Origin of the sequence: Deinococcus sonorensis KR-87 (assembly GCF_040256395.1) — a bacterium.
In the GTDB taxonomy this organism is placed as follows: Bacteria; Deinococcota; Deinococci; order Deinococcales; family Deinococcaceae; genus Deinococcus; species Deinococcus sonorensis.
This window is the reverse complement of the sequence record NZ_CP158299.1, coordinates 2415626-2438418: the sequence shown is the minus strand read 5'-3', so window position 1 is coordinate 2438418 and position 22793 is coordinate 2415626. Positions and strand designations below refer to the sequence as shown.

Genomic DNA, 22793 nt, shown 5'->3' with positions numbered 1-22793 from the left:
ATTCGTGAATTTTTACGCTTCTCCGGTCACAGCCAACGGAAGGCCAGGAATCCGGCCAGCAGCCCGATCAGCAGCCCGGCCAGCACCTCCAGGTACGTGTGGCCCAGCAGCACCCGCAGCGGTTCCGGCGCGAAGCCTTCTCGCACCACCGCCCGGAGTTCCTCCACCAGTTCGTTGATCAGGCGGGCCTGCATGCCGCTGCTGCGGCGCACCCCGGAGGCATCGTGCATCACGATCAGGCTGAAGCCGGCGCTCACGGCAAACAGCGGGCTCCCCAGGCCGTGGGACAGCGCCACGCCGGTGCTGAGCGCCGAGACCAGCGCGCTGTGACTGCTGGGCATGCCCCCGGTCTGCCAGAACATGTCGGGGCGCCAGCGCCGCTCGATCAGCAGCACCAGCACCACCTTCAGCGCCTGGGCGAACAGCATGGCCAGCACCGCCACCCACAGCCAGCGGTTACCCATCAGGTCCTGCAGGCTGTTCATGCCTGCAGCCCCTCGGCGGCCAGCACCGTGTTGAGCATCAGCTGCGCCACCGTCAGCGGACCCACTCCCCCCGGGACCGGCGTGAGGGCGCCGGCCACCTCCCGCACGTCCGGATGCACGTCGCCCTGGAGATGGACCTTGCCGTCCGTGCTGGGCACCCGGTTGACACCCACGTCGATCACGGTGGCGCCGGGCTGCACCATGCCGGCGGTGATCAGGCCCGGCACGCCAGTGGCCACGATGAGCAGCGGCGCCTGCGACGTGACTTCATGCAGGTCCGGCGTACGCGAATGCGCCAGCGTGACGGTCGCGTCGCGGGCCAGCAGCATGGCCGCCAGGGGCCGCCCCACGATGGTGCTGCGCCCGACGATGACTGCCCGCTGACCCGCCACCGGCAGGCCGTAATGGTCCATCAGGTGCAGGATCCCGGCGGGGGTGCAGGGCGTCAGCCCCGGGTCGCCGCTCCACAGCCGGCCCACGTTGTGCGGGTGCAGGCCGTCCACGTCCTTGGCCGGGTCAATGGCCCGCTGGACCGTGCTGACCTGGATGTGCGGCGGCAACGGCAGCTGCACCAGGAGGCCGCTGACCTGCGGGTCGAGGTTCAGCCGCTCAACCAGCTGCAGCAGTTCCTGCTGGCTGGTGGTCTCCGGGAGCACGTGCACCTCGCTGTGCAGGCCCAGCGCGCGGGCCTGACGGTCCTTGAGGCGCACGTAGCTGACGCTGGCCGGATCGTCCCCCAGGCGGATGACGTGCAGGGAAGCCGGGCGGGAGAGCCGCTGAAGCCGCTGCCGGACCTGGGCCAGCAGGCTGTCTGCCGCCGGAGGGCCGTGCAGCAGCCGTGCGCTCAAGCGTCCCGTCCGCCGCCCTGGCTGCGCGAGAACCCGGCCAGCACCCCGTTCACGAAGCGCCCGGAGTCCTCTCCGCCATACTTGCGGGCGATCCGCACCGCCGACTCGATCACCGGCGGGTGCACCTCGTTCAGGAACACCATCTCCAGCACCGCCAGCCGCATCACGTTCAGGTCGGTCTGCGCCATCTGCTCGAAGCTCCAGCCGCGAATGGTGCGCCGCAGCAGGTCGTCCACCTCGCGGCCATGCTTCGCCATGGCGTCCAGCAGCACCCCCGCGAAGGTCAAGCCCTCGTCGCTCAGCGCAGGCACCAGTTCGTCGCCCTCACGCATGGCCCCTTCGGCGCGGCTGCGGGCCAGCCCCAGGTCCAGGTCGCCCTGCTGCGCCTCGAACAGCACCCGGAACGCGAACTCGCGGGCCGCGCGGCGGCTGCCGGTCGGCTGGGCGGCCTTCTCACGGCGGCGCGTCACGTCAGGCCCCCTTCGGCAGCATGATGCCCTGCACCGTCACGTTGACGGCGCGCACCCGCAGGCCGGTCATCAGTTCCAGGTTCTCGGTGATGGCCTGCTGCACCTGCGCCGCCACGGTCACCAGGTTCCGGCCGTACTCCACGTTCAGGCCCACCTCCACGCTGACCAGGCCACCGTCGCGGCTGACCCGCAGGGCGCGGGGGCGGCGCGGGCCGTTGCTGCCGAGCGACCCGCCGGACTTGAGCACCTCGGCGGCCTTCATCGGCGCCAGGGCGATCTCCAGCCCCTCGATGCGCTCCAGGGTGGTGGCCGCGATGTCCATCAGGACGTTCTTGCTGATTTCCAGTTCCATGGCTGCTCCAGTTCTGTGGCGGGCCCTGCTGGCCCGCCAGACAATATCCACAGTGTAGGGCAGGGCGGCTCAGTCCTGGGCGCGGCGGCTCTCCAGCAGCGCCTCCAGCCCCGCCTCGTCCAGCACCGGGACCTTCAGCTCCTGGGCGCGGGTCAGTTTGCTGCCGGCGTCCTCGCCGGCCAGCAGGTAGCTGGTCTTGCCGGTCACGCTGCCGGTCACGCGCCCGCCCTCTTGCTCGATCACGGCCTTGAATTCGTCCCGCGGGCGCGACAGGCTGCCGGTGATCACGAAGTTCAGCCCCGCCAGCGCCGTGCCGCGCTCCTGCTGCTGCGTCTGCGGGTTCAGACCGGCCGCCTGCAGCTTGCGTAGCAAGCGCTGCATCGCGTCGTCGTGCAGGGCGGTGTGAATGGATTCCGCCAGCGTCTCGCCCACCCCGTGCACCGCCGCCAGCGCCTCGGGCGTGGCCGCTTCCAGCCGCTCCAGACTCCCAAACGCCGAGGCCAGCGCCTGAGCGCCACGCTCGCCCACGCCGGGCATGCCCAGCGCGTTGATCAGGCGCCACAGCGGGCGCTGCTTGCTCTCCTCCAGCTGGGCCAGGATGTTGGCGGCCTTCTTGTCACCGCCGCGCTCCAGGCCACTCAGCTGCTCGGCGGTGAGGCGGTAGAGGTCGGCGGCGTCGTGGACGTAGCCGGCCTCGATCAGCTGGCGGGTCAGCTTCTCCCCGATGCCCCGGATGTCCAGCGCCCCGCGCGACACGAAGTACCGCAGCCGCTCGTAGGCCTGCGCCGGGCAGGCCGGGTTGACGCAGTAGGTGTTGGCGTCGCCCTCCGCCCGCACCGCCGCGTGGCCGCACACCGGGCAGTGGGTGGGGAATTGGTACGGCACGCTGTCTGCCGGGCGCAGCTCCGGCAGCACCCGCACGATCTCGGGAATCACGCCACCCGCCTTGCGGACCACCACCATGTCCCCGATGCGCAGGTCCAGGCCGGCGATGAAGTCCTCGTTGTGCAGGGTGGCCTTGCTGACGGTGCTGCCCTCGATCAGCTGCGGCTCCAGGTGCGCCAACGGGGCCAGCTTGCCGGTGCGCCCCACGTTGATGGTGATGTCCAGCAGGCGGGTCTGCGCCTCCTGCACCGGAAACTTGTAGGCGATGGCCCACTTGGGCGCGCGGCTGGTGAACCCGGCCTCGGCCTGCAGGTTCAGGCTGTCCAGCTTGATGACGGTGCCGTCCACGTCGAAGGGCAGGTCCGGGCGCTGCGCCACCATGTCGCGGTGGTAGGCGGCCGCCTCCTCGATGCCCTGCACGTGGCGCGAGTACTGGCTGATCGGAAAGCCCCGCTGTTCCAGCCAGTTCAGCAGCTCCCACTGGGTGCGGACCTCCACCCCGTCGCGCTTGCCCAGTGCGTACAGGATGGCCTTCAGGCGGCGGCGGCGCGTCACCTCCGGGTCCTTCTGCCGCAGCGCTCCGGCTGCCCCGTTGCGCGGGTTCTTGAGCAGCACGCCGCCCAGTTCCTCGGCCTCGGCGTTCAGCGCCGCGAAGTCCGCCCGGCTGAGGTACACCTCGCCGCGCACCTCCAGCTCACCTTTCAGGCCCTCCAGCCGGGTGGGAATGCCGGGAATGGTCAGCACCTGCCGCGTCACGTCCTCGCCGGTCACGCCGTTGCCCCGGGTGGCGGCCCACTGCAGCTCACCGTCCCGGTAGTACAGGTTGACGCTCAGGCCGTCGATCTTCAGCTCGCAGGTGTACGGGAACTGGCTGTCCAGCGGCGCGTTCAGCGAGCGGGCCAGCCGCTCCTGAAAGCCGGCCAGCTCCTCGTCGGTAAAGACGTTGTCCAGGCTGGTCATGGGGGTGGGATGGTCCACCGCCGCGAAGGTGGCCGCCGGCGCGAAGCCCACCTGGGGGCTGGGCAGCTCGGCGTTCACCCACTCGGGGTGCTCGGTCTCCAGCGCCCTCAGCTCGCGCATCAGGGCGTCGTAAGCGTCGTCCGAGATCTCGGGGGCGTCCTGCTGGTGGTACAGGCGGCTGTGATACTGGGTCAGCTCCACCAGTTCGCGGTAACGGGCTTCGGTTCCGGCAGCGGCACTCATGGAGACTCAGCCTAGCAGCTTGAGCCGCGCCCAGCGCGGTGCGGCGGCCCGCGACTTTACATACCCCTCAGCGGACTCATGTGGTGAGAATCTCCCTGGTCTTTTCTTGTGTGACTTGTATACTCTGGTTCGGGTTCCGTGCCGTCACCACCACCTCCAGCACCACCCCAAGGAGCAGGACATGAAGAAAATGCTGACCATCAGCCTGATCGCCGCGCTCGGCACCACCGCCCTTGCCCAGAACGCTGTCCGGGTGGGCATGGCCTACGACGCGGGCGGCAAGTTCGACAAGAGCTTCAACCAGAGCGCCTACAACGGCGCGCTGCGGGCCGTCAAGGACCTGGGCGTACAGGAGAAGGACTTCGAGCCATCCGACCCCAGCCAGATCGTGCAGGGCATCCGCGGCTTCGCCAGCCAGGGCTTTGACCTGACCATCGGCGTGGGCTTCAACAACAACGCCAGCATCACCCAGGTGGCCAAGGAGAACCCGGACCTGTACTTCGGTCTGGTGGACGACGTGTCCGAGGCCAAGAACGTGGCCAGCCTGACCTTCCAGGAGGAGCAGGGCAGCTACCTGGTGGGCTACCTCGCCGCGCTGAACAGCAGCACCGGCGTGGTGGGCTTCATCGGCGGCATGGACATTCCGCTGATCCACAAGTTCGAGGCCGGCTACACCGCCGGAGCCAAGGCCGCCAACAAGAGCGTCAAGGTGGTCTCGCAGTACGTGGGCACCACGCCTGACGCCTGGAACAACCCCGGCAAGGCCAAGGAGATCGCGGTGAGCCTGCGCAGCAAGGGCGCCGACATCATCTTCGCGGCGGCGGGCGCGTCCGGCAACGGCCTGTACGACTACATCAAGCAGGTGCAGTGCCTGAAGGCCAACCAGCTGCCCAGCGGCGTGACCTTCAAGACCGACAACTTCGCCAAGGTGCCGAAGAGCGCCAGCTACAAGGCCGCCTGCGCCGGCAACACCCGCCCGATGTTCTTCATCGGCGTGGACAGCAACCAGAACTACCTGGGCGACTTCGACAAGAACCCCGCCACCATGAACCACGGCCTGACCAGCATGCTGAAGCGGGTGGACAACGCCGTGTACACCCTGATCAAGGCGGTCAAGGGCGGTCAGTTCAAGGGTGGCCAGCAGGTGTTCGGGCTGAAGGCCAACGGCGTCGGGTACGCCGTGGACGAGTACAACCGCGCCCTGATCCCGGCCAGCCAGATCGCCAAGGTCGAGGCGATCAAGCAGCAGATCATCGCGGGCAAGATCGTGGTGCCCTCCAAGTAAGACGGGAACCCTCAAAGGAAGCGCCCCCCGGCCTGAGCCGGGGGGCGCTTTTTGCCGCCTGTCAGGCGCGGCTGACCACCGGCACGGCGTCCGGCTGCATCCAGAAGCGCAAGACCCTGGGCACCACCTCTCCAGCCATCAGCACCAGCAGGAAGTAGCGCACCGCGCGCACACCGCCCAGGTCGCGGATGGCGTGCGGGAGCAGCGCACTCAGGCCGAAGTAGACGGCGAACACCAGCACCAGTCCCACCACCGCCACCCCGATGCGCGCCGGCCAGCTGCGCGGCGCCTGGAACGTGGGCCGCAGCAGCCAGAACCCGGCGGTGAGGCCCAGGCCCACCGAATACTCACGCGGCACGCTGGCCGGCAGGGCGGCGGCCACCACCAGCAGGAGTACCGGCACCCACCAGTTCCAGGGAAAGCGCCCCGACACGGCCACCCACGCAAACAGGCCGCCCAGCAGCAGACCGCCCAGCACGTCCAGCGGGTAATGCACGCCCAGCACGATCCTGGAGAGGCTGATCAGCAGCACCAGCACGCCCGCCACCCACCAGAACCACCGCCGACCCAGCTGCGCGGCCATGCCCAGCCACAGCGTGGCGCTCAGCTGCGCGTGGCCGCTGGGAAACCCGGGGCCGCCGCCCGTGGCCTGCGCGGCCGGCGACGCCACCGCCGGGTCCAGGGCGAAGGGCCGCGACAGGTTCAGGCCGTACTTGAGCAGGCTGTTGAGCAGGTAGCTGAGGCCGAAGGCCACCCCCAGCCGCCGCATGCCCGCCGGATTCACCAGCCAGGAATACAGCGCCAGCACGACGATGAACACCTCGTCCCGCCCCAGGCTGGTGAGCGCGAGCCACAGCGGTTCCGGGCCGCCCAGGGCGGCATGCAGGGAATGTACAATGTCCACTCCATTACCATACCGGGCCGCGGCTCACCGGTGCACCACATCTGCCCCCGAATTACACTGGAGCCATGACCAGGCCCTCCTCGTCCCCGAACGCCATCGAACTGCGCGGCATCACCAAGCGCTTTCCGCTGGTGCTGGCCAACGACAACATCTCGATGACCGTGAAGTGGGGCAGCATCCACGCGCTGTGCGGTGAGAACGGCGCCGGCAAGAGCACCCTGATGAAGATCCTGTACGGCATGCAGCCGCCCACCAGCGGCGAGATTCTGGTGGACGGCCAGCCGGTGACGCTGCACGACCCCAAGGACGCGATCCGGCTGGGCATCGGGATGGTGCACCAGCACTTCATGCTGGTGGAGCCGCTGACCGTGACCGAGAACGTGATCCTGGGCAGCGAGCCCACCCAGGGCACCAGCATCAACTACGCGGCGGCCCGCAGACGGGTGGCCGAGCTGATCCGGCAGTTCGGCTTCGATCTGGACCCGGACGCCCGCATCGAGGACCTGCCGCTGGGGCTGCAGCAGAAGGTGGAGATTCTCAAGACGCTGTACCGGGGCGCGCGCATCCTGATTCTGGACGAACCGACCGCCGTGCTGACGCCCAGCGAGACCGACGAACTGTTCGACTTCCTGAAGAACAACTACGCTCGCAGCGGCAACAGCGTGATCTTCATCAGCCACAAGCTGCACGAGGTGCTGCACATCAGTGACGAGATCAGCGTGATCCGCGACGGCAAGATGATCGGCACCATTCCGGCGCAGGGCGCCACCACCGAGACGCTCGCCCGCATGATGGTGGGCCGCGAGGTAGTGATGCGGGTACAGAAGGCCGCCGCCACCCCGGGCGAGGTGGCGCTGGAGCTGCACAACGTGGTGGTGGGCAGCGGCAACAAGCCGGCTGTGGACCACGTCAGCTTTCAGGTGCGGGCCGGCGAGATCGTGGGCATTGCGGGGGTGGAGGGCAACGGCCAGAGCGAGCTGGTGGAGGCGATCACCGGCCTGCAGCGCTACCAGGGCCAGATCCGCTACCAGGGCCAGGAGGTGCACGGCGCCAGCAACGTGTCGCTGGCCGGCGTGAGTCACATTCCCGAGGACCGCAATGAGCGCGGGCTGGTGCTGGACATGACCACCGCCGAGAACTTCATCCTGGGCGAGCAGAACCGTGCACCCTTCGCCGGCACCCTGGGGTTCCTGAACCAGGAGGCGATTCAGGAGAACGCCCGCGCCCTGTCGGAGGCCTACGACGTGCGCCCGCGCAGCGCGTCGCTGCTGGCCGGTCAGTACTCGGGCGGCAATGCCCAGAAGATCATCGTGGCGCGCGAGATGCGCAAGAACCCGAAGATCCTGGTGGCCAGCCAGCCGACCCGGGGCGTGGACATTGGGGCCATCGAGTCGATTCACCGGCAGATCGTGGCGGCGCGCGACCAGGGGCTGGCGGTGCTGCTGGTCAGCGCCGACCTGGGCGAGGTGATGAACCTCTCGGACCGCATCCTGGTGATGTACGAGGGGCGCATCGCCGGTGAGGTGGCGGCGGCCGAGGCCACCGAGACGCAGCTGGGCCTGATGATGACCGGCTCCGGCACCGCGCGGCCCGCCGCGCCCGACTCGAACCATCCGGCCGCGGTGGAATGACTGTGCGGCTGGCGGTGTTCGGGGACATCCACGGCAACCTGCCCGCCTTCGAGGCGCTGCTGAACGATGTGCGGGGTCAGGCGCCGGATCAGCTGCTGTGCACCGGCGACGTGATCAGCGGGGGCGCGTGGCCCGCCGAGTGCGTGCAGCTGCTGGCCAGCCTGAACTGCCCGGTGGTGCAGGGCAATGCCGACCAGGACGCCCTGCAGCCCACACCGTTCCAGCCGCGCGGCGTTCCGGACGAGCAGCAGATCCACGACCTGGACGTCTGGGGCCACACCCAGCTGGGCGAGGCAGAGCTCGGCCTCATCACGGCCTACCGGACCACGGTGGAGCTGCCCGGCCTGCTGGCCTTTCACGGCTCGCCGGCCGATTGCCGGGAGGTGATCGGCGCGGCCACCCCTCAGGAGCGGCTGGCCGAGCTGCGCGCCACCTTCGGGCCGCAGGCCATCTGGGTGGGTGGCCATACCCACCAGCCGCTGCTGCGGACGCTGGACGGGTGGCGGCTGCTGAACCCCGGCTCGGTGGGCCTGGCCTATGAGCTGCGGGGCGCGCGGTATGTGAACGTCGCCCACGCCGAGTACCTGCTGCTGGACGGCGCGAACGTGCAGTTCCGCCGGGTGCCGTACGACGTGCGGGCGGTGCAGCAGGGCATCCGTGAGCGGGGCCTGCCACACGCCGAGTGGTGGGCCGCCGAGTGGGTGCCGGCCTGAGCCGCTATGCTGACCGGATGTTGCCGCGCGCCGTCGCCACCATCTCTGCCGCCGCCCTGAGCCACAACCTGCGCCTGCTGAGCGGGCGGGCGGGGGTCCCGTTGATCCTGCCGGTCAAGGCCAATGCCTACGGGCACGGCCTGGAGGAGGTGGTGCAGATCGCGGCGCCGCTTCCCGAGGTCTGGGGCTTTGCGGTGGCGCTCCCCCAGGAAGCGGTGACGGTGGCCCGGCTGAACACCGGCAAGCCGGTGCTGCTGCTGACCCCCGCCGCTCCGGAGGAGATGGCGGAGCTGGCCCGGCTGGGCGTACGGATTCCCATCGGCACCGCCGCCGAACTGGCGGCCCTGCCTCCGGAGGCAAAGGCCCACCTGAAGGTGGACACCGGTATGAACCGGCTGGGCGCACGGCCCGCCGAGGCGCTGGACCTGGGCCGCGAACTGGCGCGGCGGGGACAGCTGGAAGGGCTGTACACTCACTTCGCCAGCGCCGACGAGCCGGACCCGAGCGGCGCGCTGCGGCAGTTTGAAGCGTTCCTGGCGGTGCGTCGGCACTTTCCGGACGCGCTGGCCCACGCGTCCAACGGGGGCGGGGTGCTGAGTTTTGGCCCGCTGGACAGCATGACCATGGCGCGGCCCGGGCTGGCCAGCTACGGCTACGCGCCCGAGCACCTGAGCGGCGTGCTGGATCTGCAGCCGGTGATGACCCTGCAGGGCCGGGTGGGCGCGGTGCATACCGCGCTGGCCGGCGAGCAGGTCAGTTACAGCGGCCTGTGGACCGCCCCGCGCGACACCCGGGTGGCCACGGTGCAGGTGGGCTACGCTGACGGCTACCCGCGCAGCGCGACCCTGCAGGCCCAGGTCTGGGTGCAGGGGGAGCGCCGCACCGTGCTGGGGCGCATCTGCATGGACCAGATGATGGTGGACGTGACCGGGCTGGACGTGAACCCTGGCGACTACCTCACGCTGTGGGGGCCGCAGGGCATCCACCCCGGCGAGGTGGCCCGCTGGGGTGGCGTGGTGGAGTATGAGCTGCTGACCGGCCTGTCGGCGCGGGTGGCGAGGCAGGTGGGCTAGTTCAGGGGTGGGCGCTCCAGAAGGCGTCCAGGGCAGCCCGCACCTGTTCCGGCTGCTCGAACTGTGGCAGGCCCTTGGTCGGCGCGATCCGGACGGCGCTCACGTTCGGGTGCTGGGCATACTCCTGCAACCGGTCGAAGTTCACGAAGCGGTCCCGGTCATACAGCACCAGCACCGGCTGCTTGAGCGGCGCGTACAGCTGGTCATAGGCGTTCGGCGTGAACAGCAGGCCGCCGATGAAATACAGCGGCGCGTAGCGGGCGCCCGGCTGATGCGCCGAGACGTAGCTGTAGTCCACCAGTCCCTGATCCGGCTGGCCCTCGAAGCTGCCGGAGAGGAAGTAGCGGATGCTGGGCCCGCTCGCGATCAGGCTGTACAGCGCTCCGGCCCACAGCGGATTGCTGAGATTGCGGTACAGCCGGTCCGGCTGCGCACTGCCCGCTGCCTGCTGACTGCCGCCCTCGGCGCGGCCCATGCCGGTGGGGCTGATCAGGGCGAGCGTGTGGATGCGCGGGTCCGCAAGGGCGGCGCGCGCCGCGAACTCGCTGCCCAAGCTCAGCGCCACCACGTCCACGTCCTGACCGATCACGTCCAGCATCTGCTGCAGCGCCCGGGTCATCAGTTCCGGGGTGTACCGCACGTCCGGGCGCGCGCTGGAGCCAAAGCCGGGCCACTCCAGCGCGTACACCGGGCGGCTGCCCCGGTACGCCAGGAAGATCGGGCGCATCTCGTAGGCGCTGGCCGCCGCGTTGACGCTGTGCAGCAGCAGCAGCGGTCGGCCGCTGGCCCGGGTGTCTTGGTAGTACCCGACCCCCCCGAAACCCGGCAGTTCGAAGCTGAGCCGGTCCGCGCTGAAGGCGGACGTCTGGGCCGAGGCGCGGGAGGCGGAGGGGGCCGCCGCAGCGTTCGTCTGGGCGCCGGCCAGCCCCAGTCCCAGCACGGCAAGTCCCAGCCCGAGCAGCAGCACATGTCGTGGTTTCATGGCCTCAGCGTGTCAGAGCGGCCCTGGCCCTTCGGTCAAGGGTGTTACAATTCACACTTTCAGCGGCGGGTGTGGGCGGCGTAGCGCTCCAGCAGGGTCCAGGCCTCGCCGCTCTCCAGCACCTGACAGGCCAGCTGTACCCCCGCCGCGATGTCCGGCGCCCGGCCCGCAAGGTACAGCGCCGCCCCGGCATTCAGCGCCACGATGTCGCGCTGGGCCGGCGTCCCGTGGCCCTGCAGCAGCGCCCGGGTGATCACGGCGTTCTCCGCCGGGGTGCCGCCCACCAGCGCCGACGGATCGTGACGGTCCAGGCCCACCTCCTGCGGGTCCAGGGTGCGCTCGCTCAGCTCCCCGGCCTTCAGCTCCGCCACGGTGTTGACGCCCGACACCGTGAACTCGTCGAGGCCCCCGCCGTTCACCACCAGCGCCGCCCTGGCCCCCAGCAAGCGCAGCACCTCCGCCAGCGAGGCGGTCAGCGCCGGGCTGTACACGCCCACGACCAGGTGGGTAGCCCCGGCCGGATTGCTGAGCGGCCCCAGAATGTTGAACACCGTGCGGGCCGCCAGCTCGCCGCGCACCGGGGCGGCGTGGCGCAGGGCCGGGTGGTAGTTGCGGGCGAACATGAAACCCACGCCCAGCTCATCCACCGCCTCGGCCACCCGCTCGGGGGCGGCGTCCAGGTTCACGCCCAGCGCCTCCAGCACGTCGGCGCTGCCGGCCTTGCTGCTGGCGGCCCGGTTGCCGTGCTTGGCCACCGGGACACCTCCGGCCGCCACCACGAAGGCGCTGGTGGTGCTGATGTTGAAGGTGTGCGCGCCGTCTCCCCCGGTGCCCACCACGTCCAGCAGCAACTCACGCGGGCGGATCGGCAGCCGCACGGCGTTCTCGCGCATCGCCTGGGCAAAACCGGCAATCTCCTCCGGGGTCTCGCCGCGCACCCGCAGTGCTGCCAGCGCCGCCGCCATCCGCACGGCGCTCATCTCACCGCCCATCAGCTCGCCCATGAACTGCCGGGCCTCGTGCTGGCTGAGCCGCTCCCCGTTCATCAGCCGGGCATGCATCATGCCTGCGCCGCCGGCTGGGCGTGGTGCGCCCGCACCAGTTCCAGGAAGTTGCGCAGCATCTGCTTTCCGTCCTCGGTGGCAATGCTCTCCGGGTGGAACTGCACCCCGTACATCGGGTAGTCGCGGTGGCGCAGCGCCATCAGGATCTGCCGCTCACCCTCCGGCGTCTGATCGGTGGCCCAGGCGGTGGGAATCAGGGTGTCGGGCAGTTCCTCCACGATCAGGGAGTGGTAACGCGTCACGCGGGCCTGCTCGCCCAGCCCGGCAAACAGGCCCTGCCCGTCGTGCTGCACCACGCTGGTCTTGCCGTGCACCGGCACCGGCGCGCGCGTCACGGTGGCCCCGAAAGCCTCGCCCATGCTCTGGTGGCCCAGGCACACGCCCAGCATCGGGTAGCGCGGCGCGAAGGCGCGCACGGCCGCCACGCTCAGGCCCGCTTCCAGCGGGGTACACGGACCGGGCGACACCACGATGGCGTCCGGGTTCAGCTGCTCTACCTCCGGCAGCGTGAACTGGTCGTTGCGCCACACGGTCAGCTGGCAGCCCAGCTCCCCCAGGTACTGCACTAGGTTATAAGTGAAGCTATCGTAGTTGTCGATAATCAGCAGGCGGAGGGGATGGGGGGCCGTCATACGTTCACCTCATAACTCAGGCTCAGCTCGTGCCCGAGCTGGCCGCGAATGCCCCACTGCTCGGCGGGGGTCTGGATCAGCACGACTTCCAGGTCGTTCGGCAGGCCGCCGAGGTCCTGCTGCCAGCCGCGCTGCAGGTCACGGATCAGCTGCCGCAGGGTCTCGGGCCGGCGGCCGGTGAACAGCTGCACCTCCATGATGGTGTAGCGCTCGCTGCGGTCTTCGGGGAACACAAAGTCTTCCGGGGCCAGCGGCAGGAAGCGCTGGAACCGCTTGCTCTCCGGCAGACCCAGCGCCGAACCGAGCGCCGCCTGGATCATGTCGGACAGGGCGGGGCGCAGGGCGTCCAGCGTGCTTCGCAGGGCATACACCTTGATCTGCGCCATCTCACAGCCCTCCGGCAGCCAGCTCGGCGGCCCGCATCAGGGCGGCGGCCTTGCTGCGCGTTTCCTGCTCCTCGGCCACCGGGTCCGAGTCGGCCACGATGCCGGCCCCCACCTGGATGTGCAGCCGGCCTCCGGTGGCCACCATGGTGCGCAGTGTCAGGGCCATGTCCAGCGAGCCGTCGTAGGCGATATAGCCGAATGCCCCACCATACGGCCCGCGCCGGGTCGGCTCCACCTCGTCGATGATCTGCATGGCCCGGATCTTGGGCGCCCCCGAGACGGTCCCCATCGGCAGCACCGAGGCCAGCGCGTGCAGCGGGGTCTGGTCGCCCGAGAGCTTCCCGGTCACGCTGCTCACGATGTGCATCACGTGGCTGTAGCGCTCGATGGTGAAGGCGTCCTGCACCTGCACCGTGCCGAACTCGGCCACCCGCCCGATGTCGTTGCGCCCCAGGTCCACCAGCATCAGGTGCTCGGCGCGCTCCTTCTCGTCGGCCAGCAGCTCCGCGCCGTTGGCGGCGTCCTGCTCGGGGGTGGTCCCGCGCCGCCGGGTGCCGGCGATCGGCTTGGTGGTCACGGTCACGCCGTCGCTGCGCAGCAGACTCTCGGGGCTGCTGGCGATCAGCTGCACCTCGCCCAGGTCCAGGTAGCCGAGGTACGGGCTGGGGTTCACGCCGCGCAGCGCCCGGTACAGGGCGAACGGTTCCACCGTCAGGTCGGCGCTGAAGCGCTGCGACGGCACCACCTGAAAGATGTCGCCGGCCCGGATGTACTCCAGGCAGCGTTCCACGGCGCGGGCATAGCCGCCGTCCGGCAGGTTGCTGACGAACTCCGGGCGGGGGGCCGGCAGCCGCCCCGGCACCTCCGGCAGCGGCCCCTTGAGCCGCTCCACCAGCCGGTCCGCCACGCGCCCTGCACGCGCCTCGTCCTCGGCCACCGCCACCACGAACAGTTTGTGGCCCAGGTGATCGAAGATCACCATGCCCTCCGGCACCAGAAACAGGGCGTCCGGCAGGTTCAGCTCATCGGGATTGGCGTCCGGCAGGCGCTCGTAACTGCGGATCAGGTCGTAGGCGGCGTACCCGACCGCCCCGCCAATGAAGGTGGGCAGGCCCGCCGGCACCGGCACCGGCTGCCGCACCCGCCCGTACAGCAGACTCAGCGGGTCGCTGGTCGGCACGCGCTCCGGCTGGCCGCCCGCCGCCAGCACGCCGCTGAGCAGCGCCACGCCGCCGCGCAGCTCGAAGCGGCCCTGCTCGCCCACCCCGATGAACGAGTAGCGGCCCATGCGCTCGCCCGCCTCCACGCTCTCCAGCAGGAAGCTGACCGGCTGGCCCTGGGCGGCCTTCAGGTAGGCGGTGACCGGGGTATCCAGGTCGGCGGTGAGTTCTCGGACGGTGATGGCGGCCCGGTCTGTGGCAATGTTCATGGGGTCTCCGGAGGGTGAGGAACAGAAAACAGCGCCCGGTGGTGCTTCACCTGGGCGCTGTTGCGGCGTGGTACGACGGCAAGCGGTTACCCAGGAAACCTGGGCCACCACCATGCACGGACGGACGTCATGCGCCGAGTGTACATGGATTGCCGCCCGCTGCACAGACCCGCCCTCCGGCCTGTCCAGCCAGGGCCGGACCGCCCGTCTCCATTCAGGGTTGATATTGAAATCCAGGCACACTCTGGAACGGTTGCGCTGCCTACAGTTCCGTCATGACCGCCACCTCCTCAGCCACCGACACCAGCCCCCTGTTCTCCTCCCTCAAGCTGCGCGGCGTGACGCTGGCCAACCGCCTCGTGGTGTCGCCGATGTGCATGTACAGCGCCCGGAACGGCCTGCCCACCGAGTTCCATATGGTGCATCTGGGGCAGTTCGCGCTGGGTGGGGCCGGGCTGATCCTGACCGAGGCCACCGCCGTCAGTCCGGAAGGCCGCATCTCGCCGGAGGACTTGGGACTGTGGAGTGACGAGCACATCGCGCCGCTGGGCCACATCACCGACTTCGTGCACGACCACGGCGGCCTGATCGGCACCCAGCTGGCGCACGCCGGGCGCAAGGCCAGCACGTACGCCCCGTGGCGCGGCGAGGGGGCCGTTCCGCTCCGGGAGGGCGGGTGGCAGGTGGTCGGCCCGGACGACCAGCCGTTCTTGCCCGCGTACCCGCAGCCGCGCGCGATGACCCCGGAGGATATTCAGAAGGTCATCACCGATTTCGAGGCGGCCACCCGCCGCGCCATGATGGCCGGCTTCGACGTGGTGGAGATTCACGCGGCGCACGGCTACCTGCTGCACCAGTTCCTGTCGCCACTGTCGAACTCGCGCGGCGATCAGTACGGCGGGAGCTTCGAGAACCGCACCCGGCTGGTGCTGGAGGTGACGCGGGCGGTCCGGCGCGTCTGGCCGATCCACCTGCCGCTGTTCGTGCGGCTGTCGGCCACCGACTGGGCCGAGGGCGGCTGGGACCTGGACCAGACGGTGGAACTGTGCCGGCTGCTGAAGCTGGAGGGCGTGGATGTGATTGACGTATCGAGCGGCGGCCTGACCACCGCCCAGCGCATCACGGTGGAGCCGGGCTATCAGGTGCCGTTCGCCGCGCGGGTGCGGCAGGACGCGGGCATCGAGACGATGGCGGTGGGTCTGATCACCACGCCGGAGCAGGCCGAGCAGATCCTGAGGGCCGGGCAGGCGGACCTGATCGCCTTCGCCCGCGAATTTCTGCGCGACCCGCACCTGGCGCAGCGTGCAGCGCTGGAACTGGGCGCCTCGGCCCCGGTGCCGAACCAGTACGCCCGCGCGCAGCCGCGTCGCCCCTGAGCAAAGGGGGGAACTCCTGCCGCGCCGGCTCGTATTGTGGGCCGAGAGCTGCCGTTCACGGCCGGCGGCCATCCCCGTGCGGTCCAGTGTTGCCGTAATTCCCCTTTCGGAGGTACTACCATGAGCATTCTCGATCGTCTGTCCCGCCTGATCCGCGCCAACGTCAACGACCTGATCAGCCGCGCCGAGGACCCGTCCAAGATCATCGACCAGACGCTGCTGGACATGCGCGAGGCCTACGGCGAGGCCCGCAATGAGGTGGCCGGCGCGATGGCGCAGGCGGCCAAGCTGGAGCGCGAGGCCAGCACCAACCGCAAGCTGGCCCAGGAGTACGGCATGAAGGCCGAGGAGGCCATGCGCGCCGGCAGCGAGGACCTGGCCCGGGAGGCGCTGCGCCGCAAGAAGAACCACACCGATCTGGCGAGCGGCTTTGAAGCGCAGCTCGCCACCAGCAGCAGCACCGTGGACCAGCTCAAAACCCAATTGCGCGCCCTGGAGGCCAAGATTGACGAGCTGGAGAGCCGCCGTCAGCTGCTGGTGGCCCGCCAGCAGACCGCCCGTGCGGGCGAGTCGCTGGAGAAGGCCAGCGGCTTCGACAAGGCCGGCAGCGCCATGAGCGCCTTCGAGGACATGGAGCGCAAGGTGGCGGGCATGGAGGACAAGAACCGCGCCATGACCCAGCTGCGCGAGGAGGGCGACCTGGACGCTCAGCTGGCCAACCTGGGCCGCGACCGCGAGATCGACGACGAGCTCGCGGCCCTGAAAGCCCGGGTCCAGGGCGGCAGCGACCCGCTGCAAAAGTAAGCGGTGCTCAGCCGGAGGGGGATGTCATCATGAAGGTATGACATCCCCCTCCGGCCGTCCGGTCCCCAGCGCCCTGATCGTGACCACCACCAACGAGCTGGAGGGCCACCGGGTGGTGCAGCAGCTGGGGCTGGTGCGCGGCCTCACCGTGCGCTCGCGCAGCGTGCTGGGCAACCTGGGCGCGTCGTTGCAGACGCTGCTGGGCGGCAACATCACGCTGTACACCGAGCTGGCCGAGAAGGCGCGGGCGGAGGCGTACGAGCTGATGGTGCAGCACGCCCGTGAGCTGGGCGCCAACGCCGTGCTGGCGATGCGCTACGACGCCAACGAGATCACCGACGGCGTGACCGAGGTGCTGGCCTACGGCACGGCCGTGGTGGTGGAGGAACGGCCCGGCAGCTAGCCCGCCGGGCTGCGTTCTTTATCCAGATTGACATTCATCCCGGCCGCTTCCCGCTATGCTCAGGCCTATGAGTTCCCGCCGCTTCCTCCTGCCGCTGGCCCTGCTGGGTGCCGCGCTGGCCGGATGCGCGCCCACCCAGCAGACCAAAGGGCCCGCGCTGACCGCCACCACCACCATCTCACAGGTCTCGTTCTATCCGTCCCAGGCGGGCCTGCGCTGGAATTACCTGCCGGACGGCGCGATCGCGTCCGACGTGCCGTACGTGCTGAGCAGCCAGGGGCCCACCATCTTCGCGGGCCAGGAGGTGCAGGGCTTCCTGCTGAGCGGACGCGGCGCCGACCAGACCTCCTACCGGCAGCTCAGCGGCGACGGGGTGCTGCTGCTCGGCTTCCGCAAGCCGGGCCTGACCGTGACCCTGACGCCCCCCTGGCGCGAGTATCCGGCCGAGGGTGCGTGGGCGGTGGGCCTCAGCTGGCAGGGCCAGAGCGACGTGCGGGTGCTCTCCGACGACGGCAAGACCAACGTGAGTGGCAAGGTCAGCTACCGCTACTCGGTGCTGGACCACCGCACCGTCGCGGTGGGTGGACGCAGCTACACCGTCTGGGTCATCAACCGGCAGATCACCGACAACGTGGGCGGCCTGTTCCCCGCCTCCCAGGAACTGTGGTTCGCGCCCTACGTGGGCGAGGTCCGCACCCCGGAGGCGCTGCTGCTCGCCTCACGCAACTTCACAGGAGGCTGATGATGAGCCCGACCCCGCTGCTCGACCAGATTGAATCCCCCGACGACCTCAAGCGCCTCACCCGCGAGCAGCTGCCCGCGCTGGCCCAGGAGCTGCGCGACGAGATCGTGCGGGTCTGCTCGCTGTCGGGCGGGCACCTCGCCTCCAGCCTGGGCGCCACCGACCTGATCGTGGCGCTGCATTACGTGCTGAACTCGCCCCGTGACCGCATCCTCTTCGATGTGGGCCACCAGGCCTACGCGCACAAGTTCCTGACCGGCCGCAAGGACCGGATGCACACCATCAAGAAGGAAGGCGGGCTGAGCGGCTTCACCAAGGTCAGCGAGTCGCCGCACGACGCGATCACGGTGGGGCACGCCAGCACCAGCCTTGCCAACCTGCTGGGCATGGCGGTGGCGCGCGACGCGCTGGGCCAGGACTATCAGGTAGCGGCGGTGATCGGGGACGGGGCGCTGACCGGCGGCATGGCGCTGGCGGCCCTGAACACCATCGGGGACAGCGGCAAGCGGATGCTGATCATCCTGAACGACAACGAGATGAGCATCTCCGAGAACGTGGGCGCCATGGCCAAGTTCATGCGGACGCTGCAGGTGCAGCGCTGGTTCCAGGAGGGCGAGGGGGCCGGCAAGAAGGCGGTGTCGGCCATCAGCAAGCCGCTGGCCAACCTGATGAGCCGCGCCAAGAGCAGCACCCGCCATTTCTTCGATCCGGCCAGCATCAACCCGTTTGCTGCGATGGGCGTGCGCTACGTGGGGCCGGTGGACGGCCACAACCTGCAGGAGCTGGTGTACCTGCTGGAGCGCCTGAACGAGCTGGACGGCCCCACCATCCTGCACGTGGTGACGCGCAAGGGCAAAGGCCTGGACTACGCCGAGGCCGACCCGATCAAGTGGCACGGCCCCAGCAAGTTTGACCCGGAGACCGGCAGCAGCGACCCCAGCACCAGCTACTCGTGGAGCGCGGCCTTCGGGGACGCCGTGACGGAGCTGAGCACCCAGGACCCGCGCAATTTCGTGATCACCCCGGCCATGCGCGAGGGTTCCGGACTGGTGGGCTACAGCAAGGCGCACCCGAACCGCTACCTGGACGTGGGCATTGCCGAGGACGTGGCGGTGACGGCGGCGGCGGGCATGGCGCTGCAGGGGCTGCGGCCCATCGTGGCCATCTACAGCACCTTCCTGCAACGCGCCTACGATCAGGTGCTGCACGACGTGGCCATCGAGAACCTGCCGGTCATCTTCGCCATCGACCGGGGCGGCATCGTGGGCGCAGACGGGGCCACCCACAACGGCGTCTTCGACCTGTCGTACCTGCGCAACATTCCGAACGTGCAGATCGGGCTGCCGCGGAACACGTCCGAGCTGCGCGGCATGCTCAGGGAAGCGCAGCGCATCGGTGGCCCGGTGGCGATCCGCTACCCGAGGGGCAACACCGACCGGGTGCCGGCCGGCACGTGGCCGGAGCTGCGCTGGGGTACCTGGGAGCGGCTGCGGGCCGGTGATGACGTGGTGGTGCTGGCGGGCGGCAAGGCGCTGGAATACGCCGAGCGTGCGGTGGTGGACCTGCCCGGAGTCGGCCTGATCAACGCCCGCTTCGTGAAGCCGCTCGACACCGCGATGCTGCGCGAGGTGGCCACCTCGGCCCGCGCCCTCGTGACGGTCGAGGACAACACGGTGGTGGGCGGCTTCGGCTCGGCGGTGCTGGAGCAGCTGTCGGCCTGGGGCCTGCAGACGCCGGTGCGGGTACTGGGCATTCCGGACGAGTTCCAGGAGCACGCCAGCGTGGAGCGGGTCCACGCCCGCAGCGGCATCGACACCCAGGCGATCCGCACGGTGCTGGCGGAGCTGGGGGTGGACGTCCCGCTGGGCGTGTAGGCAGAAAGGGCGAGGGCGGCGGCCAACAGCTGGCCGCCGCCCTCCTCTGTACCCTTCAGTCGCGGACGAGTTCAATGCCGCCCAGCTGATCCACCGGGAGGCCCCAGCGGTTCATCGCGTCGATGAACGGGTCCGGGTCGAACTCCTCGACGTTGTAGACGCCCGGCTTCTGCCAGATGCCCTGCAGCATCAGCATGGCCCCGATCATGGCCGGCACGCCGGTGGTGTAGCTGACGCCCTGCGCCTGCACCTCCTTGTAGGTGGCCGCGTGGTCGCAGACGTTGTACACGAAGTGCACGTTCGGCTGGCCGTCCTTGCCGATGCCCTTCGCCTGCACCCCGATGCAGGTCTGGCCGGTGTAGTTCTCGGCCAGGCTCTCGGGGGCCGGCAGCACAGCCTTCAGGAACTCCAGCGGCGCGATCTGCTGGCCCCGGAAGTTGATCGGCTCGATGCTGGTCATGCCGATGCCCTCCAGCACGTTCAGGTGCCGGATGTAGCTCTCCCCGAAGGTCATCCAGAAGCGAGCGCGCTTGATGGTCGGGAAGTTGATGACCAGCGACTCCAGTTCCTCGTGGTACAGCACGTAGCTGGTGCGGGTCTGGACCTTCGGGTAGTAGATGTCCTGGCTGATCTCCAGCGGCCGGGTCTCCACCCAGTTGCCGTTGTCCCAGTAGCGCCCGTTGGCGGTGATCTCGCGGATGTTGATCTCGGGGTTGAAGTTGGTGGCGAAGGCCTTGCCGTGGTTGCCGTTGTTGCAGTCCACGATGTCCAGGTACTCGATGGCCTGGAAGTGGTGCTTGGCGTGGTAGGCGGTGAACACGTTGGTGGCGCCCGGGTCGAAACCGCAGCCGAGCAGGGCCATCAGGCCCGCCTGCTCGAAGCGCTCGCGGTAGGCCCACTGCCAGGAGTACTCGAACTTCGCCACGTCGCGCGGCTCGTAGTTGGCGGTGTCCAGGTAATGCACGCCCGCTTCCAGGCAGGCGTCCATGATGGTCAGGTCCTGGTACGGCAGCGCCACGTTGATCACCAGTTCCGGCTGGAACTCGCGGAACAGCTCCACCAGGGCCGGCACGTTGTCGGCGTCCACCGCGCGGGTGGAAAAGACGGCCCGGCTGTTCGGGAAGTGCTCGTGGATCTCGGCCACGATCTTGTCGGCCTTGCTGACGGTGCGGGTGGCGATCAGCACCTCGCTGAAGACTTCGTCGTTCTGGGCACACTTCTTGGCGACCACGTTGCCCACGCCGCCCGCGCCGATGATGATGACCTTGCTCATACGGGGGCCAGTGTACCCCAGCGGCGTCCGGGCTCAGCGGATGGGGCGGCTCAGGATCAGGTTGGTGGGTTCGAAGCCCAGCCGCTCGTACAGGGCGCGGGCCGGGTGGTTATGACCGAACACATGCAGCCTGACCCGGCTGGCTCCCTGAGCAGCGGCGTGCCGGTCCAGCAGCCGGAACGCCTCGCTGGCGTAGCCGCGGCGCTGGAACTGTGGAAAGACCGCCACCTCATAGACGAAGGCCGACGGTTCTCCCCCGTTGGTCCGCAGCGCGTACCACAGCACCCCCACGTCCTGGCCCAGTTCCGGGTCGTGCAGGTCGAAGAGGAAATTGCCCGCGCTGTCCAGGCCGTCCGGCAGCAGGTCCCGGAAATCGGCGGTGGACCGCTCCACGGCCTCGGCCTCGCTCCATTCGCCGCTGCGGACCTTCTCGGCGGCGTAGTCCGGAATTGCCCGGTCCATGAAACGCTGGAAACTTTCGGCGGTCATCGGGCGCAGGTCAATGGGCATGTCTGAAGCGTACCGCCGCTCCCGTGGCCCTGTCTTGCCCACCACGCTGCGGCCTGCCCCGGCTCGCCTATCCTGGGGGCCATGAGCGAGCTGCCCGACCGTTTCGATGTGCTGGTGTTCCCGGTGGCCGAACTGCGCGGCACGCTGCGGGCGCAACCGAGCAAGAACTACACCACCCGCTACCTGCTGGCCGCCGCGCTCAGCGAGGGGCAGACCCGTGTGGTGGGGGCCGCCACCTCCGAGGACGCCGAGGCGATGCTGGCCTGTCTGTCGGCCTGGGGCGCGGGAATTGAGCGGGTAGGGGCAGACGTGGTGGTGCGCGGCTTCGGCAGCCGGCCGCGCGACGGCGTGACGCTGAACCCCGGCAACGCGGGCGCGGTCGCGCGCTTTCTGATGGCCGTGGCCGCGCTGACCGGCGGCACCCGCTTCGTCACCGACCATCCAGATAGCCTGGGCCGGCGGCCGCAGGGCGACCTGCTGGAGGCCCTGGAGCGACTGGGCGCCCGCACCGAGAGTCAGGAGGGCCGCCTGCCGCTGTCGGTGGCCGGGCCGGTGCGTGGCGGCCCGGTGGAGGTGAGCGCCGAGCGCAGCAGCCAGTACGCCTCGGCGCTGATGTTCCTGGCCCCGCTGCTGCCGGACGGGCTGGACCTGCGACTGACCGGCGACATCAAGAGCCACGCGCCGCTGCGTCAGACCCTGGACACGCTGCGGGCCTTCGGGGTGCAGGCCAGCGCCAGCGAGGACCTCCGGCGCATTCAGATTCCTGGCGCTCAGCGCTACCGGCTGGAACGGGCTGAGGTGCCGGGCGACTACCCGGGGTCGGCGGCGATCCTGGCGGCAGCGGCGCTGCTCCCCGGCGAGGTGACGCTGCACAACCTGCGCGCCCAGGACCTGCAGGGCGAGCGTGAGGCGGTGGACGTGCTGCGCGAGATGGGGGCGGACATCGTGCGCGAGGGCGACACGCTGCGGGTGCGGGGCGGTCAGCCGCTGCGGGCCGTGGTGCGCGACGGCGACGGCTTCACCGACGCGGTCCAGGCGCTCACGGCCGCCGCCGCCAGCGCGGAGGGCACCACCACCTGGGAAAACGTGTCGACCCTGCGGCTCAAGGAATGCGACCGCATCTCCGACACGCGCCGGGAGCTGGAACGGCTGGGGCTGCAGGCCAGCGAGACCGCCGACAACCTGAGCGTGACCGGCGGGCCGGTGGCGGGCGGCGTGACGGCCGACGGGCACGGCGACCACCGCATGATCATGCTGCTGACGCTGCTGGGGCTGCGGGCGGCGCAGCCGATCACCATCACCGGAGCCCATCACATCCGCAAGAGCTACCCGGACTTCTTCCAGCACCTGGAAGCCCTGGGCGCCCGGTTCGAGTACCTCGCGCACGACGTGCGGACACCCGCACCACACGGGTGAGCCGCAGCCTCACCCATCTGCAGGCGCTGCTTCACGCTCTCCCCCGCTGATCT

Annotated in this window: 23 protein-coding genes; 10 read left to right on the top strand and 13 right to left on the bottom strand. The window is 69.8% G+C overall.

Annotation, left to right across the window (positions count from 1 at the left end; genetic code table 11):
- Positions 1 to 26: 26 nt before the first annotated feature.
- From ABOD76_RS17290 to ligA, 5 genes are all read right to left on the bottom strand, one after another.
- The gene (locus ABOD76_RS17290) at positions 27 to 485 is read right to left on the bottom strand and encodes a divergent PAP2 family protein (RefSeq protein WP_350243202.1); all 459 of its coding nucleotides are present in this window, start codon (positions 483 to 485) and stop codon (positions 27 to 29) included.
- Positions 482 to 1333: a bifunctional 5,10-methylenetetrahydrofolate dehydrogenase/5,10-methenyltetrahydrofolate cyclohydrolase gene (locus ABOD76_RS17285; RefSeq protein WP_350243201.1), complete on the bottom strand. Its 852-nt coding sequence runs from the start codon at positions 1331 to 1333 to the stop codon at positions 482 to 484. Before ABOD76_RS17285 ends, ABOD76_RS17290 begins: the two co-directional genes overlap by 4 nt.
- Positions 1330 to 1803 carry a transcription antitermination factor NusB gene (gene nusB / locus ABOD76_RS17280; RefSeq protein WP_350243200.1) on the bottom strand — a complete coding sequence of 158 codons (474 nt, stop codon included), beginning with the start codon at positions 1801 to 1803 and terminating at the stop codon, positions 1330 to 1332. Before nusB ends, ABOD76_RS17285 begins: the two co-directional genes overlap by 4 nt.
- Before the next feature lies 1 nt (position 1804).
- The gene (locus ABOD76_RS17275; RefSeq protein ID WP_350243199.1) at positions 1805 to 2155 is read right to left on the bottom strand and encodes an Asp23/Gls24 family envelope stress response protein; all 351 of its coding nucleotides are present in this window, start codon (positions 2153 to 2155) and stop codon (positions 1805 to 1807) included.
- A 69-nt stretch (positions 2156 to 2224) separates the two neighbouring features.
- The gene (gene ligA / locus ABOD76_RS17270) at positions 2225 to 4243 is read right to left on the bottom strand and encodes an NAD-dependent DNA ligase LigA (RefSeq protein ID WP_350243198.1); all 2019 of its coding nucleotides are present in this window, start codon (positions 4241 to 4243) and stop codon (positions 2225 to 2227) included.
- Between the two features lie 181 nt (positions 4244 to 4424).
- On the opposite strand from ligA, the gene ABOD76_RS17265 reads away from it, so the two are divergent.
- Entirely contained in the window at positions 4425 to 5528 is a 1104-nt protein-coding gene (locus ABOD76_RS17265) for a BMP family lipoprotein (protein WP_350243197.1), read from the top strand.
- A 61-nt stretch (positions 5529 to 5589) separates the two neighbouring features.
- Here ABOD76_RS17265 and ABOD76_RS17260 read toward each other — a convergent pair whose 3' ends face one another.
- A complete protein-coding gene (locus ABOD76_RS17260; protein ID WP_350243196.1) occupies positions 5590 to 6432 on the bottom strand; it encodes a phosphatase PAP2 family protein in 843 nt (280 codons plus the stop codon).
- A gap of 65 nt (positions 6433 to 6497) precedes the next feature.
- On the opposite strand from ABOD76_RS17260, the gene ABOD76_RS17255 reads away from it, so the two are divergent.
- The 3 genes from ABOD76_RS17255 to alr are packed head-to-tail and all read left to right on the top strand — an operon-like array spanning position 6498 to position 9849.
- Positions 6498 to 8063, top strand: coding sequence for an ABC transporter ATP-binding protein (locus tag ABOD76_RS17255; protein WP_350243195.1), 1566 nt, complete (start codon positions 6498 to 6500; stop codon positions 8061 to 8063).
- Positions 8060 to 8776 (top strand): metallophosphoesterase family protein, encoded by a 717-nt coding sequence (locus ABOD76_RS17250; RefSeq protein ID WP_350243194.1) that lies wholly within the window; start codon positions 8060 to 8062, stop codon positions 8774 to 8776. Before ABOD76_RS17255 ends, ABOD76_RS17250 begins: the two co-directional genes overlap by 4 nt.
- 17 nt (positions 8777 to 8793) lie before the next feature.
- Positions 8794 to 9849, top strand: coding sequence for an alanine racemase (gene alr, locus ABOD76_RS17245; protein WP_350243193.1), 1056 nt, complete (start codon positions 8794 to 8796; stop codon positions 9847 to 9849).
- 1 nt (position 9850) lies between these two features.
- Here the strand turns inward: alr and ABOD76_RS17240 are convergent, their stop codons facing one another.
- Genes ABOD76_RS17240 through trpE form a run of 5 tightly spaced genes read right to left on the bottom strand, consistent with a single transcriptional unit; the run spans position 9851 to position 14342 of the window.
- The gene (locus ABOD76_RS17240; protein WP_350243192.1) at positions 9851 to 10831 is read right to left on the bottom strand and encodes an alpha/beta fold hydrolase; all 981 of its coding nucleotides are present in this window, start codon (positions 10829 to 10831) and stop codon (positions 9851 to 9853) included.
- A 59-nt stretch (positions 10832 to 10890) separates the two neighbouring features.
- Positions 10891 to 11895, bottom strand: coding sequence for an anthranilate phosphoribosyltransferase (gene trpD, locus ABOD76_RS17235; protein WP_350243191.1), 1005 nt, complete (start codon positions 11893 to 11895; stop codon positions 10891 to 10893).
- The gene (locus ABOD76_RS17230; RefSeq protein WP_350243190.1) at positions 11892 to 12527 is read right to left on the bottom strand and encodes an anthranilate synthase component II; all 636 of its coding nucleotides are present in this window, start codon (positions 12525 to 12527) and stop codon (positions 11892 to 11894) included. The genes trpD and ABOD76_RS17230 overlap by 4 nt, the downstream gene beginning before the upstream one ends.
- Complete coding sequence (locus tag ABOD76_RS17225; protein ID WP_350243189.1) at positions 12524 to 12913, bottom strand: tautomerase family protein; 390 nt, start codon at positions 12911 to 12913, stop codon at positions 12524 to 12526. The genes ABOD76_RS17230 and ABOD76_RS17225 overlap by 4 nt, the downstream gene beginning before the upstream one ends.
- A 1-nt stretch (position 12914) precedes the next feature.
- Positions 12915 to 14342 (bottom strand): anthranilate synthase component I, encoded by a 1428-nt coding sequence (gene trpE / locus ABOD76_RS17220; protein WP_350243188.1) that lies wholly within the window; start codon positions 14340 to 14342, stop codon positions 12915 to 12917.
- Positions 14343 to 14617: 275 nt separating this feature from the next.
- Here trpE and ABOD76_RS17215 point away from each other — a divergent pair, with 275 nt between their 5' ends.
- The 5 genes from ABOD76_RS17215 to dxs all read left to right on the top strand — a co-directional run bounded on the left by ABOD76_RS17215 (position 14618) and on the right by dxs (position 19541).
- Entirely contained in the window at positions 14618 to 15718 is a 1101-nt protein-coding gene (locus ABOD76_RS17215; protein ID WP_350243187.1) for an NADH:flavin oxidoreductase/NADH oxidase, read from the top strand.
- Positions 15719 to 15838: 120 nt separating this feature from the next.
- Entirely contained in the window at positions 15839 to 16522 is a 684-nt protein-coding gene (locus ABOD76_RS17210) for a PspA/IM30 family protein (RefSeq protein WP_350243186.1), read from the top strand.
- Between the two features lie 37 nt (positions 16523 to 16559).
- The gene (locus ABOD76_RS17205) at positions 16560 to 16925 is read left to right on the top strand and encodes a YbjQ family protein (RefSeq protein ID WP_350243185.1); all 366 of its coding nucleotides are present in this window, start codon (positions 16560 to 16562) and stop codon (positions 16923 to 16925) included.
- Between the two features lie 67 nt (positions 16926 to 16992).
- Entirely contained in the window at positions 16993 to 17667 is a 675-nt protein-coding gene (locus tag ABOD76_RS17200) for a hypothetical protein (RefSeq protein ID WP_350243184.1), read from the top strand.
- Positions 17667 to 19541, top strand: a complete 1875-nt coding sequence (gene dxs, locus ABOD76_RS17195) for a 1-deoxy-D-xylulose-5-phosphate synthase (RefSeq protein WP_350243183.1) — start codon at positions 17667 to 17669, stop codon at positions 19539 to 19541. Before ABOD76_RS17200 ends, dxs begins: the two co-directional genes overlap by 1 nt.
- A gap of 55 nt (positions 19542 to 19596) precedes the next feature.
- Here the strand turns inward: dxs and ABOD76_RS17190 are convergent, their stop codons facing one another.
- Both ABOD76_RS17190 and ABOD76_RS17185 read right to left on the bottom strand, forming a co-directional pair.
- Complete coding sequence (locus ABOD76_RS17190) at positions 19597 to 20814, bottom strand: saccharopine dehydrogenase family protein (RefSeq protein WP_350243182.1); 1218 nt, start codon at positions 20812 to 20814, stop codon at positions 19597 to 19599.
- A gap of 33 nt (positions 20815 to 20847) precedes the next feature.
- Positions 20848 to 21324, bottom strand: a complete 477-nt coding sequence (locus ABOD76_RS17185; protein WP_350243181.1) for a GNAT family N-acetyltransferase — start codon at positions 21322 to 21324, stop codon at positions 20848 to 20850.
- 81 nt (positions 21325 to 21405) lie between these two features.
- Here ABOD76_RS17185 and aroA point away from each other — a divergent pair, with 81 nt between their 5' ends.
- Entirely contained in the window at positions 21406 to 22740 is a 1335-nt protein-coding gene (aroA, locus tag ABOD76_RS17180) for a 3-phosphoshikimate 1-carboxyvinyltransferase (RefSeq protein WP_350243180.1), read from the top strand.
- Positions 22741 to 22793: the final 53 nt, after the last annotated feature.

Bases quoted from the DNA above. Each gene is read 5' to 3' on its own strand.
- ABOD76_RS17290 (WP_350243202.1), bottom strand. From the start codon at position 485: ATGAACAGCCTGCAGGACCTGATGGGTAACCGCTGGCTGTGGGTGGCG.
- ABOD76_RS17275 (WP_350243199.1), bottom strand. From the start codon at position 2,155: ATGGAACTGGAAATCAGCAAGAACGTCCTGATGGACATCGCGGCCACC.
- ligA (WP_350243198.1), bottom strand. From the start codon at position 4,243: ATGAGTGCCGCTGCCGGAACCGAAGCCCGTTACCGCGAACTGGTGGAG.
- ABOD76_RS17265 (WP_350243197.1), top strand. From the start codon at position 4,425: ATGAAGAAAATGCTGACCATCAGCCTGATCGCCGCGCTCGGCACCACC.
- ABOD76_RS17255 (WP_350243195.1), top strand. From the start codon at position 6,498: ATGACCAGGCCCTCCTCGTCCCCGAACGCCATCGAACTGCGCGGCATC.
- ABOD76_RS17250 (WP_350243194.1), top strand. From the start codon at position 8,060: ATGACTGTGCGGCTGGCGGTGTTCGGGGACATCCACGGCAACCTGCCC.
- alr (WP_350243193.1), top strand. From the start codon at position 8,794: ATGTTGCCGCGCGCCGTCGCCACCATCTCTGCCGCCGCCCTGAGCCAC.
- ABOD76_RS17240 (WP_350243192.1), bottom strand. From the start codon at position 10,831: ATGAAACCACGACATGTGCTGCTGCTCGGGCTGGGACTTGCCGTGCTG.
- trpD (WP_350243191.1), bottom strand. From the start codon at position 11,895: ATGATGCATGCCCGGCTGATGAACGGGGAGCGGCTCAGCCAGCACGAG.
- ABOD76_RS17230 (WP_350243190.1), bottom strand. From the start codon at position 12,527: ATGACGGCCCCCCATCCCCTCCGCCTGCTGATTATCGACAACTACGAT.
- ABOD76_RS17225 (WP_350243189.1), bottom strand. From the start codon at position 12,913: ATGGCGCAGATCAAGGTGTATGCCCTGCGAAGCACGCTGGACGCCCTG.
- trpE (WP_350243188.1), bottom strand. From the start codon at position 14,342: ATGAACATTGCCACAGACCGGGCCGCCATCACCGTCCGAGAACTCACC.
- ABOD76_RS17215 (WP_350243187.1), top strand. From the start codon at position 14,618: ATGACCGCCACCTCCTCAGCCACCGACACCAGCCCCCTGTTCTCCTCC.
- ABOD76_RS17210 (WP_350243186.1), top strand. From the start codon at position 15,839: ATGAGCATTCTCGATCGTCTGTCCCGCCTGATCCGCGCCAACGTCAAC.
- ABOD76_RS17205 (WP_350243185.1), top strand. From the start codon at position 16,560: ATGACATCCCCCTCCGGCCGTCCGGTCCCCAGCGCCCTGATCGTGACC.
- ABOD76_RS17200 (WP_350243184.1), top strand. From the start codon at position 16,993: ATGAGTTCCCGCCGCTTCCTCCTGCCGCTGGCCCTGCTGGGTGCCGCG.
- dxs (WP_350243183.1), top strand. From the start codon at position 17,667: ATGATGAGCCCGACCCCGCTGCTCGACCAGATTGAATCCCCCGACGAC.
- ABOD76_RS17190 (WP_350243182.1), bottom strand. From the start codon at position 20,814: ATGAGCAAGGTCATCATCATCGGCGCGGGCGGCGTGGGCAACGTGGTC.
- ABOD76_RS17185 (WP_350243181.1), bottom strand. From the start codon at position 21,324: ATGCCCATTGACCTGCGCCCGATGACCGCCGAAAGTTTCCAGCGTTTC.
- aroA (WP_350243180.1), top strand. From the start codon at position 21,406: ATGAGCGAGCTGCCCGACCGTTTCGATGTGCTGGTGTTCCCGGTGGCC.